The sequence below is a fragment of the Sinosporangium siamense genome (assembly GCF_016863435.1).
In the GTDB taxonomy this organism is placed as follows: Bacteria; Actinomycetota; Actinomycetes; order Streptosporangiales; family Streptosporangiaceae; genus Sinosporangium; species Sinosporangium siamense.
In genome coordinates this window covers 1-13,447 of the sequence record NZ_BOOW01000026.1, presented here as the reverse complement: position 1 = coordinate 13,447, position 13,447 = coordinate 1, and the positions used below count along the sequence as shown (strand labels likewise).

Here is a 13,447-nt window from a genome sequence, read left to right as displayed (position 1 = left end):
GGGATGGTGGGCGAGATCATAGACCGCATGCCCTGGAGCACTCTTCGGTCCATGCCGCCGACCGCCGTCCCGAGAAGGAGGTCAGATGCCTGAGCTGGTCGGGCCAGGTCCCTCGTCCCAGCTCCCCCGCCCAATCCGGCGACATTCGCCACAAGAGGTCCCCTCTCCCCCCGAGTTGGCCAACGCCGATGTGCCGATGCGCATCTGGCTCGACGACGGCGACTCGGCCATCGATCTGATCGACGCTCTCGCGCTCTCGCCGTTCGCCATGGGCACCGAGCCATGGTCGCGCACCTCCAGCCTGGAGCGGGTTCTCCCCGATGCTCCCCTCATGCCCAAGACCGGCAGCCTGATTCGCGTCGCCGTCGAGAACGGGCGGGAGGCCAGGCTCATGCGCGGCGAGGGCTGGACACTCCGCGTGATCCGCTACCGCAGCCGGTCGGCGACGATCAGCGTGACGGCGGTGACCGAGGAGCTCGCCCAGTCGGTGATCGACGAGGTGGCCAAGGACGCCGAGGAGCCGATGCCGCCCTCAGACCACGTCAACATGGGGTTCTGGTGGCACAACTCGCACAGCGGGCACCGTTCGGTGCGGCCGATCACCTCGCCGAGCTGGGCCGACATCGAGCGCAACTACTCGCGCACGGTGAACTCCCAGGCCTCGCGCCTCATGAGGATCACCCCGGGTGAGGTCACCGGAAGGCTGGTGCTGCTGCACGGCCCGCCGGGCACCGGCAAGACCACCCTGCTGCGCACGCTGGCGCGCGAGTGGCAGGAGTGGTGCCAGGTCGACTGCGTGCTCGACCCCGAGCGCCTGTTCAACGACCCGGGCTATCTGATGGAGGTCGCGGTCGGCTACGACTCGGGCAGCGGCGACGACGACAAGCGCCGCTGGCGGCTGCTCGTCCTCGAGGACTGCGACGAGTTGATCCGGGCCGGCGCCAAGGAGGCCACGGGGCAGGGCCTGTCGAGGTTGCTCAACCTCACCGACGGCCTGCTCGGGCAGGGTCGCGACGTCCTGGTCGCGATCACCACCAACGAGGACCTCGCGCGACTGCATCCCGCCGTGGTGCGGCCCGGCCGCTGCCTGGCCCAGGTGGAGGTGGGGTCACTCAGCCCCGACGAGGCGGCGCGCTGGCTCGGCACCTCCGAGGGCGTCGGCAACTCGGGGGCCACACTGGCGGAGTTGTTCGCCCTGCGTGAGGGGCGTGAGCTACCGCAGCGGGAGACCGCGGAGACCACCGGTCTCTACCTCTGACCCGCGTCCCGGCCTTGACCGGCCGGGACTCGGCGGGCGCGCCTCACGTCGACAACGAGGTGAGGCGCGCACCGGGGGCGGACGCCCGCGCGCCCACGAGGTCGAGGGCCAGCTCGAACCACACGGTGTTGACGCCGTTCTCCCGCATCAGCCCCCAGCTGGCGGCCAGGGTGTCGACGAGCGGCAGGCCGCGTCCCCCGGTCGCGTTGAGCCCGGCGTGGCAGACGCAGGGCGGGGTGGCCGACCCGTCGTCGCGAACGCAGATGCGCACGCGGTCGCCACTCGTCGACACGGTCAGGGTGAAGGCGCCGCCCTCCCCCGACTGCGAGTGCACGATGGCGTTGGTGGCGAGTTCACTGGCGAGAAGCACGCCGTCGTCGTGTAACGGGTGTTCCCTGCCCAGCGCCGACGAGACCAAGCGCCGGGCGCGGGCAACCTGCTCAGGTGCCCCTGGGAGCCGCAGCACCCAGTCTTGCGGTCCCTCCGCTTCGCCGTACTCCGACATTTGCATGCACCTCCGGCAGGCTGCTCCCCGGTCTGAATCGCACAGATTAGGACGCCGGAACCCGCCCGGAAGATGTCGCGAAAAGGTAGGAAAGCAATTCTGGTTGGTACGGCAGTCGCCACGGCGGCCGATCACCCGGAAACACGGCACACGTTCGGCGACCGCTTGACTACCGCCGGTCGTCGCCGTACATCGTTGCCGTTCGCCGCGCGGGCTTCGCCGTTCCCCGGTTACCGAGCGGTGGAGCGCCTCCGGGTACTCTCGCGACGGGCGCGCGACGCTAATCTGCGACGTGCCGGGTTGGCCGGGGTTGAGTAGCCGGGGGGTGGCGGACGTGAACAGGCTCGAACCGCGATGGGTGCTGCCTTACGACCGGTCGGGTGCGGTGGTGGTCACAGGAGTGTTCGACATTCTGCACGTCGGGCATGTGCGGTTTCTGCGCGGTGTGCGCGACCGCGGGCTGCCACTCGTGGTCGGGGTCGAGGACGACCCGCGGGTGCGGGCCTGGAAGGGACCGACCCGGCCGCTGCACAGCGCCGCCGAGCGGGCCGAGGTGCTCGCCGCGCTGCGGTTCGTCGACGGCGTGTTCATCGTGACCGGGCCCCCCGAGCTGAACCTGCCCGACGACTACGTCACGCTGCTGACCCCCCTGAGACCCGGGGCACTCGCCCACACCGCGGGCGACCCGCACGCCGCGGGCCGGGCGGCGGCGGCCCATGTGCTCGGCGCGGCCTCCTGGGAGCTCGACGCCGTGCCCGGCCGATCGACGACCCGCATCGTGGAGTCGGTCACGGGCCTCCAGCTCTGACCCGCCGGTCGCGGCCGGGGGCCCGCATGTGGCAGCCAGGCGAGGTGAAATCGGTCACAAGAGTCCACTCCACCACACCGCTCCCCTGAGTCCGGTACGGCTATCGCCCGGATCGCCGCGGATCATGTTCGGGAGCGGTGGACTTCACTAATGTTGGCGGGTATGCCCCGCACACGGCTCTACCGCGACGGCGTCCTCATCTCCGAGGGGTTCCCGGTGGCGGACGTCTCCGATCACATCGACGACGCCGGGTGTGTCGTCTGGTTCGACCTCTGCTCCCCCACGCCGGCCGACCTTGGGATCATCAGTGAGGAGCTAGGCCTGCACGAACTGGCGGTGGAGGACGTGCTCCACGACCACCAGCGCCCCAAGCTCGACACCTACGAGAGCCATCTGTTTCTGACCGTCTACCACGTCGACCTCGACAAGACGTCCGGCCGCCTGCGGTCGACCGAGATCAACGTCTTCATCACCAAGACGGCCCTGGTCACCGTCAGGGAGAACGACCACTTCGACATCGACGAGCTTGTGCGGCGCTGGGACTCGACGCGGGAGATGGCCAAGCACGGCGTCGTCTATCTCCTGCACGGCCTGCTCGACCATGTGGTGGACGGCCACTTCGACGTCGTCCAGTCGCTGGACGAGCAGATCGAGGGGCTGGAGGACGAGCTGTTCGACGGCGCCACCGGCAACCGGCATATGCAGCGCCGCACCTTCGAGATGCGTAAGAGCATGGTGCAGTTCCGCCGCCTGGTGCTGCCGATGCGCGAGGTGGTGGGCAGCCTGCTGCGGCGCGAGATCGACATCATCGAGCCGGTGATGACGCCCTACTACCAGGACGTCTACGACCACGTCCTGCGGGTCGCCGAGTGGACCGACTCGCTGCGCGACCTGGTGGGCAACATCCGGGAGACCCACCTGACGCTTCAGGGCTACAAGCTCAACGAGATCATGAAAAAGATCACGGCATGGGCGGCGGTCATCGCGGTCCCGACGATGATCACCGGGTTTTACGGGCAGAACGTGCCTTATCCCGGCTTCGGCGCGTCCATCGGGTTCTGGACGTCGTCGTCGGTCATCGTGGTGGCCTCCTTCGTCCTCTTCGCGATCTTCAAGAGGAAGGACTGGATCTGAGCACCACCCCGGTCCCCTCCTGCCCGTAGACGGAACACGAGGGGACCGGTCCATATGCGGACGGCCGAATCAGCGGCGGCACTCCATCCTCTTCCGCCCGGCAACCGAGCCGCATAGGACTGGACCGGCGAGTGGTCTCTACAACCAATGGGGCGAATAAATGGGTTGCCCCCGGTATGCGAGATCGGATTGGATGGGCCGCGATCCCGCCGGAAGCAGCCTGGCGGCCCAAGACCGTGTGAAGGGGGGAATTTTGATGCCCGTGGCCACCGAGGTCGCCGTCGTGCGCCCTCGTCTGAGGCACTTCCCCGCCGGTCGGCGGAGTCGGCAGACTCCCCTGGGCTGACCCGGTCGCGGGAGCGTCCGGCGACGGCGCGGCGACGGCACAGGTGACATGTGCATCCGATCGCCTCGTCCGGAGGGTTTCCCTTGCCGCGCAACCGCACGCGCACACACGTTTCATCCAAACGCGCTCACGAACGCACCTCGCCGCGCAGCACCTCGAACTCGTTCCGCTGCGTCCACTGCCGCCTCGACGTGTCACTCGACGCGCCGGGCACCTCGCACCGCAACCACTGTCCGAACTGCCTGTGGAGCAGGCACCTGGACAACACCCCGGGCGACCGGGCCGCCGACTGCGGCGCCTCGATGTCCCCGATCGCCATCCACGTCCGCCCCAACGGTGAATGGTCCATCGTGCACCGCTGCGCCGCCTGCGACACGCTGGACGTCAACCGAATCGCCGGCGACGACAACCCGCTGTCCCTGATGCGCCTCGCGGTGGCCCCGCTGGCCCAGCCCCCGTTCCCGCTGGACTGGTTCGGCAGGTTGTAGGAGGCAGGGCGTAAAAGGCACGCGTTGCCACTCGGACGGAGATGCCTCGCGGCCGGCCGGCGGCCCACCAGCCGCCCGCCGGCCCGGGGCCGGGAGGGGTCCGGAGCTCGTCCGCCGAGGTCGGGCTCTCACGCGATGGGCGCGTGTTGGCGAAGCCGCACATTTCCCTTTATGGGCGGGAAACAGGGGGGCTGACATCGATCGCGCCCCATGCGAGACTAATGCTGAAATTTGGAAATAAAGTTTACTAACTATGAATCCACCCCGGACGACGTGCGACCGATGCCGGAGGGCTCATATGCACCGTGACACCATAGGGCTGACCTCCGCCCAGCACCGGCTGTGGTTCCTGGAACGCGCGGGCTACGGCGGAGCCACCTATCTCGTCTGGCAGGTGCAGCCGCTCCCGGGGCCCGCCGACATCGGCGCGTTGTCGGCGGCGCTGCGCGAGACCGTCGCCCGGCACGACGCCCTGCGCACGTCGATCGCCGAAAGCGACGGGCGTCCGGCCGCCGTGGTGCATGCGCGGGCCGACGTGTCCGTGGAGGTGCACGACCTCGGCCCGGACCGGGGCCAGGCCGCCATGAACGCGGTCATCGAGCACGTCGTGGGGCGGCCCTTCGACCTGGATCGTGCGCCGCTGCTGCGCGTAGCGCTGATCCGGCGCGGGGAAGGCGGCGACGTGCTGGCCGTGGCGGCGCACCACATCGTGTGCGACGGACCTTCGCTGGCGATAGCCGTACGCGACATGCTCACCTGTTATGAGGCGCTCGCCCGGGGGGCCGAGCCGCGGTTGCCCGCACCTGGGGCGCCGTTCGCGGACTATGTCACCTGGCTGGCCGATCGCGACACACTGGCGGCGGACGAGGCCTACTGGACCGCGCAGATCGCCGGCGCGCCCGAACTGGTGGAGCTTCCCACCGACCGGCCCCGCCCGCCGGCGCCGAGCCTGCGCGGGGACAGCCATCGCCTGCGGCTCCCGCCGGGTTTCGCGGACGCGCTCCGGGAGTTGTGCCGCCGTGAGCGGTGCACACCGTTCATGGTGTATCTCACGGCGCTCAAGGTGCTGCTGCTGCGGCACAGCGGGGAGAGCGACATCGTGGTCGGCTCGCCGGTGACGAACCGGGGGCGGGTCGACTTCGAGAACACCGTCGGGATGTTCGTCAACACGCTGGCGCTGCGCACCGACCTGTCCGGCGACCCGCCGGTGCGGGAGGCGCTGCGCCGGGTCAGGCGCACGGTCGCCCACGGGCTCGGCCATCAGCTGTTCCCCTTCGAGCGCATCGTGGAGCTGGCCGCCCCCAAACGGGACCTCGGCCACAACCCGCTCTTCCAGGTCATGCTGGTCATGAACGCCGAGGACCCGGACGCCGGGCCCGGCCACGAGCCGATCCTGGTCGAGACGGCCCCGGCGCGGTTCGACCTGACGGTCGTGGTCGATCCCGGGCCCGCGCCGGCGCTGCTGTTCCACTACGCCACCGAGTTGTACGAGCCCGCCACCGTGGCCGCCTACGCCGAGCAGCTCGTGCGGATCCTGACGGCGCTGTGCGGCGACCCTGGCACCCGGCTGTGGGACCTGCCGCTGCTGAGCGAGACCGAACGCCTGGCCCTCACCGGTCCGGTGCCCGGCGATCCCGGGCCTCTTGTGCACGAGCTGGTGGCCGCGCGGAGCAGGCTCGATCCGTCGGCTCCCGCCGTACTCGGCGAGGCGGCGACCCTCACCTACGGGGAGCTGGATCGGCGGGCCAACCATCTCGCCCACCGGTTGCGGGCCTTCGGGCTCGCGCCGGAGACGCCGATCGCGGTGCTGCTGCCGACCGGGGCCGACGCCGTCGTCGCGATCCTCGGTGTGCTCAAGGCCGGCTGCGCCTACGTGCCGCTCGACCCGGCCCATCCCGGCGAACGGCTCGCCCTCATGCTCAAGGAGGCCGATCCGCCCGTCCTCGTCAGCGCGGGCGGAGACGGACCATCCGGTTATGCCGGGCATGTGCTGACGTTGGGCACGGAGGAGGCAGACCTTCCCCCTGACGTGGACGTCCCGCCCGGCCACCTCGCCTACATCGTGTTCACCTCCGGCTCGACCGGGCGGCCCAAGGGGGTGATGGTCACGCACGCCACGCTCGCGCTGCTCACCGCCTCGTTCCGGGACGCGCACGGATGCTTCGCCCCGGGCGAGCGGGTGTTCATGCTGCCTCCGCTGACCTTCGACGCGTCCGTGGGAGACGTGTTCCCCGCCCTCACCGGCGGCGGCGCGCTCGTGCTGCACCCCTCACCCGCCTCCCTCACCGGTCCGGGCGCCCTGGCCTTCTGCGCGCGGCTCGGGATCACCGCGATCGACGCCCCGGCGGCACTGTGGCTGCACTGGACCGCGGGCCTGGAACAGGTCGGCGGGACACCGCTGCGGGAGGTCATGGTCGGCGGGGAGAGCGTGCCGATGACCGCCGTGGCCGCGTGGGCGCGGCTGACCGGCGGGCGCATCCCGCTCCACAACCATTACGGCCCGACCGAGGCCACCGTGTGCGCGACCGTCTACCGCACGGTGAACGGCGAGGAGTGCGGCTCACCCGCCCACCTGCCCATCGGGCTGCCGCTGCCGCACGTCAAGGCATATGTGCTGGACGCGGCGGGGCGGCTCGCGCCCGCCGGCACGCCGGGCGAGCTCTACCTCGGCGGCTCGTGCCTGGCCCGCGGCTATCTCAACGACCGGGCGCTCACCGCGCGGCGGTTCACCCCCGACCCGTTCGGCTCCGAACCGGGCGCCCGGATGTATCGCACGGGCGACCTGGCCCGGCGGCGCCCCGGCGGCACCCTGGAGTTCCTCGGACGCACCGACCGCCAGGTGAAGATCCGCGGGCACCGCGTCGAACTAGGCGAAGTGGAGGCCGCCCTCGTCGCACACCCCGACGTGCGGGCGGCAGCCGTAGTCGCCGGGTCCGGCTCGCTCACGGCCTACGTGGTGGGGCGGGAGCAGGTGGAGGTGCGGGCGTTCCTGCGGGAACGGCTGCCCGATCCCATGATCCCGGGCGTGTTCGTGTGGCTGGACCGGCTGCCGCTCACCCCGCACGGCAAGGTGGACTACCGCCGGCTGCCCGCGCCGGTGCAGCCTCCTCAGCCGGCCTCCACTGCCCCGCCCACAGGGCCGGTCGAGACCGAGCTGGCCGCGTTGTGGGCCGACGCCCTGCGGCTCCCGCCGGGGCGGGTGGGGCGGCACGACGACTTCTTCGGGCTGGGCGGGCATTCGCTGCTCGCCGGGCCCGTGCTGGCGCGGGTCAACCGGCGCTTCGGCGTCACCTTGCCGCTGCGGTCGCTGTTCGAGACGGCCGACCTCGCCGAACTGGCGGCGCTTATCACGGCTGGGGCAACCTCGTCTTTGGAGGGGCCCGATCTCGTGGCCGAGGCCAGGCTGCCTGACGATGTACGGCCACACCTCGCTCACCCTGACAATGTAGGGCAACGCCCGCTTGACCCGGACGATGTACGGACGCGCCCTCTTCACCCGGGCGATGTACGGCAGCGCCCTGTTCACCCCCGCACGCGTCTGAGGACACCCGCGGACCCGCCACGCAGCGTCCTGCTGACCGGGGCCACCGGATTCCTCGGGAGGCACCTCCTGGCGGCGCTATTGGCACGCGGAGTGCCGGAGGTGATCTGCCTCGTCCGGGCCGGCAACCAGGCCGACGCGCGGGCCCGATTGGTGACCCCCGATCCGCCATGCACCCGGCTCACCGACGTCCGGGCGTCCGCTTCCGCCGCCGGGTCCTCCCCTGTGTACGCCCGCGTCACCGGATCGCGCGACCGCGTCACCGCGCTGCCCGGCGACCTGACCGCCCCCCGCCTCGGCCTGACCGCCGCGGAGTTCGACGCCCTCGCCGAGCGGGTGGACGTCATCTGTCACAACGGGGGCCTGGTCAACTTCGCTCAGCCGTACGAGCACCTGCGGCCCGCCAACGTCGGCGGCACCCTGTCGGTGCTCCGGCTCGCCACCGCAGGGCGGCCGATCCCGGTGCACCTGATCTCCACGCTCGGGGTGTTCCTCGGCTCCGCACCGTACGGCGACCCCATCACCGAGGCCGACCGCCCCGACGACCCCGCCGGCCTCACCGACGGCTACAACCAAAGCAAATGGGTCGCCGACCGCCTCGTCCGGACGGCCCGCGAACGCGGCCTGCCCACCACGGTCCACCGCCCCGCCCGCATCGCGGGCGACAGCCGGACCGGGCACGGCAACCGGGACGACTACTTCAACCGGCTCCTGGCCACCGTCGTACGGCTCGGCATGACCCCCGACCTTCCCTTCGCGGAGGACCTCTCCCCCGTCGACCACGTCTCCGCCGCCATCGCCTACCTGGTAACCGGCCCTGCAGCAGACGGCGACTTCCACTACTTCAACGGAGCGACCGTTACTTACGCCGACATCGCCGAGGCCACCTCAACCGACCTGGCCCCCTGGCCCGTGTGGCACGCCGAGGTGATGAGACGACTCGACGCGGGCGAGGAACTTCCGATCGCCCCCTTCGCCCCAACCCTGCCCACCGAAACCCCCACGTGGACCCGTCCGCACTTCGACTGCACCGCCACCGACGCCGCCGTCGCCCACGGCGGCGTCACACCACCCCCGTCCGGCCGCGACCTCCTCGCCCTCTATCTGGAACACCTGCCCTGAAGTCCGTCACCTTCGTCTGCTCGCCGAACCAATCTCCAGGGCCAGGCTGGATTCGACGGCTCTACTGGCCCCCTCACCCAGGCCGGGGATGGCTCGACCTGAGCCACCCGCGCGACGCGAGACGTTCGCCAAACTTGGAGCCGGGTTCTGCGGTAGGCGAAGGTGGCAGATACGCGCTGCTTCGTGCCGGACGGGACGCACACCCGCACCGGCCAGGCGCAGACCAGTTGCTCAAGCGTCCCGCCCATCGGGGGACTTCCGGCAAGAGACGTCGCCGCCACCGGCATGTTCCACTTGACCGCGTTCCAGTCGGTCACTCCGCTGCTAACCACCAAACCCCACCTCGGCCCAACATGATCTAGTCCACATGGGTCACTCAAATCCCGGCCCCGCTCGCGGGCGAGGTGTTTATGAAGAACACAGGAAGCCGAACCGCGCTCGACCTGGTTGATCCAGGAGGAGCGGGTCGGGGTGAAGTGCACGCGGAACCGGGGATGGCGCGATAGCCGCGCCTTGGCGGCCGGGGTCTTGTGGGTGCCGTAGTCGTCACAGATCAGACGGATGTCCAGATCTGCCGGAACGGTCTTGTCGATGGCGATCAGGAGCGTTCTGATCTCCGCGGCTCGACAGTACAGGTCGCCGATGACGGTCCCACCGACGACGTTAAACGCAGCGAACAGGCTGGTGATGCCGTTGCGCACATAGTCGTGGGTCCGGCGCTCGGGCATGCCCGGAATCATCGGCAGCACCGGTTGCGAGCAGTCCAGCGTTTGGATCTGGGACTTCTCGTCCACACAACACCACCGTCCGCTCAGGACGGGTTGTGGTACAGCCCTCGGAGACCGTGTTCCGATGAATGCGCAACTCCTCGGCAATCTCGATGTTGTTCTTGCCGTCCGCGCACCCCAGCACGATCTTCGAGCGCATCGCCAGGACGATGACTTTCAGACGCGCGACACTAGGCCTCCATCGAGGATGAGATACTTCCTTGCCTAAGTGGCCTTGTTGAGCACCTGCCCCAACTAGGGGCAGTGTGCAGCACTAGAAAGGACTCCCCCGCGCATCCCCAGGTGTTGCCAGCAATCCCCTGCAACCAGCTCACCTCAGCGAATGTCTGCCACACATTGCTGCATATGCGCGCGACAGCGATTCCATAATCTATGGAATCTTCTCCTCATATTGCACATAAAAGCTTCTAAATGTAGCACGCACACGCTTCAATATCATCAAAATGGTCAGCAGTAACTGACTGCCCAGAAATATAACCAATGCGGTCAGCTCCCGATTTACAGGCCGCCCTGCTTCAACTCCAAACATAATTATTCCAGAGAGAGTAGCAGTCAACAGCACCCCAAGCAGAACCGCATAGGAGACGTTCGCCCTCAACTCTTCCACGAGCCTACTCACCCGGATTCGCTGCAAAGAATCCGTCGCACCGGCGGCCCTCATGGACAAATCGAAAATCAGAACGAAAACGCCAAAAATCAGTCCAGTTAGAATAGCCACAGCCGCGAGCAGTTCCTGTACATTGCCCGCCTTAAGTCTCATAACCCATGCGCCCACCGACATAGCCGCCGGGATCCCCAGATAGACCATATAGTCAACTGGACTAAGTTTACCGCTTTGATAGTTACGGAAAGTCCCGTAGTGATCAACGATAAGGCCGACTACCGAGAACTTACTCTGCGACGAGTTCTCCATCATCATCCGGAGTTACCTCCACGGGAAGTAGCAGGAGCTCAGACAGACTCTCCACTGACCACTCCCCAGCATCCCATCCAGCACCGACAATCATGCCGAGGGCTGCACCGATCTCCACCGCCCCACTCTTGACCTCACCGAAGAACTTCTCATCACTTAGACGTGTGCCACCGAGATCATAGATGAAGCTTGGGATGCGATCTGCTGTGACCATAAGAGTCGTCTTACGGTCGCCGATGTCCATACTCATGCTCAACTCACTGAACTCAAGCCCTCCCACTTGCAATAGTCTCCGTCGAGCACCATCGTCGCCACGCAACCGCGAGATCAGATTTCGCTGAAATTGCTTAATACGGCCCGGTGTTATCCGGAGTTCAAGCTGTCCCTTACCAGCGTCTACCTGCCCCACACTTACCGCCTCGGCGATATCTGTAGGTAGTCCGACGCGACGCAGAGTGACTGCGCGAACGTTCGCTTGCTTGATATACTCTTCTAGGGCCGACTCGTCAACCACCGCTTCGACGTCTAACACGTGGTTGGAGTGCTTCAGCAAGCCTCTCTTCAGAGCGAGAGACAGCAGTGTCTTTGCACCGGAACGCCCGTAGACTTCAAGAATAAGTAGACCTACGCGTGAATGAGAAGGCGCGACAATCATCCCGCGCCGACGACCCGTTTCGATATGACGTCCGGTTCGAGTGAAGACCACGGCCTCATCGTGGTCTGGATCTATAATCTCCGAAGTCTGACCACTTCGCCCCACCACAGCCTCGAATTGAACCGTTCGCCCCAAAGGTGCGACTTTATCAACTCGAAGGTATTTATCCTTTACCGTGAAGGATTGATCCTCCAGACCGCGCAGGAGCCCATACAAAAGGGGCAGCACGTCCACACCATCCGACAGCTGCCCAAGAGGAAGAGAATCCACCTTCTCGCCTCGACGATGAACACGAAACGAGTAAACTACGTAACCATATCGAGACATTCTCACCTGCGCCTGGTCATGCGACTCTAAGCGGAGATGCTAGGCGATTCCCGTGCTCTCTACAAATCACCCACAAGGCATGTAAAGCAATCGGGTGATCTTACTGCTCCCGCCCTCCAATCTGAGTGAAGTACCGATCGAGGTCCCACCCCTTCGACTATTGCCGACGGAAAGGATTGAAATCCGTTTCTTAGGTGTGCTGACGTCAGGCATCAGCGTGGTCACGATCGATGTATGGATTGTGGAGATCTGACGAACGCCGGCTGGCCTGCCTCGAACCTCTCCCACCCCGGGCCTGGCACCGGTTGGTCGGAGGCGGTCAGCGGTACCGGCTGGGAGGCATCGGTGGATTCCCCGCGCCCACCGGCACACCGCCGGAGCACCCCTGCCCCGGCGCCCGCACCTGCCGCCGGTAACCGGCGTGGATCCGCCTACCACGCCCCTCCTGGCCGCAGCCGTCTGGCCCGCCTGCCTCCGATACCTGTGAATCGCCTCCCCGACGGCCTCAGGCCGGTACGGCACAAGCCTGACATGTCGGCCCGTGCCCGCCCCTTGCTGCCGGCTCACCGCGCGGGTGGGAGATGGCGGTGGAAGAAGGCTGTCTGGTCGGTGGTGACTTGGTCTTTGATGGCCGGGTCGGTGTAGAAGCTGAAGTGGGTGCCGGGATACTCGCGCAGCTCGCCTTTGGGGGCGAGGTCCGCCAGAGCGCGGGTGGTTTCTGCGGGGGTTTCCCGGTCGTGGGCCGCGATGCAGACGAGGAGTGGCTGGGTCAGGCGGGCGGCGGCGTCGGCGGGGCGGTAGCGCATCATGGGGAGGAAGGCGCGGGGGGCGACGCTGTTGCGCCACAAAGTCTGCCCGTCCTCGCCGGTGAGGGTGCGGATGTGCTGGTCGGCCTCGGGGGTGGCGGTGACGGCGAGTTCGCCGGGGCGGCCCACCATGGGGATGTAGTACGGCCGGAGGCCCAGTTTGCCGCGGACCGTGTCCCAGAGGATGGCGGCCAGGAGGCGGAGGGTCTGGCCGGTGGTCCGGCCTTCGACGCGTTTGGGGAAGCCGTTGTAGGGGATCTGCGCGACCACGGCCACGATCGCGGGGTCGTCCGCCGCCACGGAGATCACGTGGGCGCCGCCGAGGGAGTTGCCCCATAGCAGGATCCGGCCGGGGTCGATCTGCTCGTGGCCGCGGGCGAAGGCGACGGCGGCGCGAAGGTCGTCCTGCTGGCCGGGGATGTCGACGAGTTGCCGGGGGGTGCCGCCGCTTTCCCCGAAGTTGCGGTAGTCGAACACCAGCGCCGCGAGGCCGGCGGCGGCGAAGCGCTCGGCGTAGGCGAACAGGCGGTCCATCGTGCCGCTGAACCCGTGGCAGAGCACGACGCACGGGACACGTGCCTGGCGTTCGGCCGGCAGGTAGAGATATCCCGCGCACGGGATGCCGGATGACTGATAAGACACTTTCCTGCGTTCAAACATGCTGAGGTAACCCCTGGGCGGTTCGTAACTGACTACCGGTAAGTAGACTAGCCAAGTATTTGACCCAAGGTAAGTGCCACAGGAGACTCTTGGCAT

10 protein-coding genes are annotated in these 13,447 nt (G+C 67.7%); 5 read left to right on the top strand and 5 right to left on the bottom strand.

Annotation, left to right across the window (positions count from 1 at the left end; genetic code table 11):
* Window positions 1-85: 85 nt before the first annotated feature.
* Complete coding sequence (locus Ssi02_RS19205; protein ID WP_239129073.1) at window positions 86-1,258, top strand: DUF5925 domain-containing protein; 1,173 nt, start codon at window positions 86-88, stop codon at window positions 1,256-1,258.
* A 43-nt stretch (window positions 1,259-1,301) separates the two neighbouring features.
* Here the strand turns inward: Ssi02_RS19205 and Ssi02_RS19200 are convergent, their stop codons facing one another.
* Window positions 1,302-1,763: an ATP-binding protein gene (locus Ssi02_RS19200; protein WP_239129072.1), complete on the bottom strand. Its 462-nt coding sequence runs from the start codon at window positions 1,761-1,763 to the stop codon at window positions 1,302-1,304.
* Between the two features lie 334 nt (window positions 1,764-2,097).
* Between Ssi02_RS19200 and Ssi02_RS19195 the strand changes: the two genes are divergently transcribed.
* The 4 genes from Ssi02_RS19195 (at window position 2,098) to Ssi02_RS19180 (ending at window position 9,202) form a co-directional block, all read left to right on the top strand.
* On the top strand, window positions 2,098-2,571 hold the full coding sequence (locus Ssi02_RS19195) for an adenylyltransferase/cytidyltransferase family protein (RefSeq protein WP_204027309.1): 474 nt from the start codon (window positions 2,098-2,100) through the stop codon (window positions 2,569-2,571).
* Window positions 2,572-2,733: 162 nt separating this feature from the next.
* Window positions 2,734-3,705, top strand: coding sequence for a magnesium transporter CorA family protein (locus Ssi02_RS19190; protein ID WP_204027308.1), 972 nt, complete (start codon window positions 2,734-2,736; stop codon window positions 3,703-3,705).
* A 429-nt stretch (window positions 3,706-4,134) separates the two neighbouring features.
* The gene (locus Ssi02_RS19185) at window positions 4,135-4,539 is read left to right on the top strand and encodes an RNHCP domain-containing protein (RefSeq protein ID WP_204027306.1); all 405 of its coding nucleotides are present in this window, start codon (window positions 4,135-4,137) and stop codon (window positions 4,537-4,539) included.
* A gap of 298 nt (window positions 4,540-4,837) precedes the next feature.
* Complete coding sequence (locus Ssi02_RS19180) at window positions 4,838-9,202, top strand: non-ribosomal peptide synthetase family protein (protein WP_204027304.1); 4,365 nt, start codon at window positions 4,838-4,840, stop codon at window positions 9,200-9,202.
* Here the strand turns inward: Ssi02_RS19180 and Ssi02_RS38790 are convergent.
* The 4 genes from Ssi02_RS38790 to Ssi02_RS19160 form a co-directional block, all read right to left on the bottom strand.
* Window positions 9,181-9,996, bottom strand: a complete 816-nt coding sequence (locus Ssi02_RS38790; RefSeq protein WP_239129071.1) for a transposase — start codon at window positions 9,994-9,996, stop codon at window positions 9,181-9,183. The two genes, Ssi02_RS19180 and Ssi02_RS38790, sit on opposite strands and share 22 nt — an antisense overlap.
* Before the next feature lie 364 nt (window positions 9,997-10,360).
* Window positions 10,361-10,909 (bottom strand): hypothetical protein, encoded by a 549-nt coding sequence (locus Ssi02_RS19170; protein ID WP_204027302.1) that lies wholly within the window; start codon window positions 10,907-10,909, stop codon window positions 10,361-10,363.
* Entirely contained in the window at window positions 10,881-11,786 is a 906-nt protein-coding gene (locus tag Ssi02_RS19165) for a hypothetical protein (protein WP_204027299.1), read from the bottom strand. Before Ssi02_RS19165 ends, Ssi02_RS19170 begins: the two co-directional genes overlap by 29 nt.
* Window positions 11,787-12,448: 662 nt before the next feature.
* A complete protein-coding gene (locus Ssi02_RS19160; RefSeq protein WP_204027297.1) occupies window positions 12,449-13,333 on the bottom strand; it encodes an alpha/beta hydrolase in 885 nt (294 codons plus the stop codon).
* Between the last annotated feature and the right edge of the window lie 114 nt (window positions 13,334-13,447).

Bases quoted from the DNA above. Each gene is read 5' to 3' on its own strand.
- Ssi02_RS19205 (WP_239129073.1), top strand. From the start codon at position 86: ATGCCTGAGCTGGTCGGGCCAGGTCCCTCGTCCCAGCTCCCCCGCCCA.
- Ssi02_RS19200 (WP_239129072.1), bottom strand. From the start codon at position 1,763: ATGTCGGAGTACGGCGAAGCGGAGGGACCGCAAGACTGGGTGCTGCGG.
- Ssi02_RS19190 (WP_204027308.1), top strand. From the start codon at position 2,734: ATGCCCCGCACACGGCTCTACCGCGACGGCGTCCTCATCTCCGAGGGG.
- Ssi02_RS19180 (WP_204027304.1), top strand. From the start codon at position 4,838: ATGCACCGTGACACCATAGGGCTGACCTCCGCCCAGCACCGGCTGTGG.
- Ssi02_RS19170 (WP_204027302.1), bottom strand. From the start codon at position 10,909: ATGATGATGGAGAACTCGTCGCAGAGTAAGTTCTCGGTAGTCGGCCTT.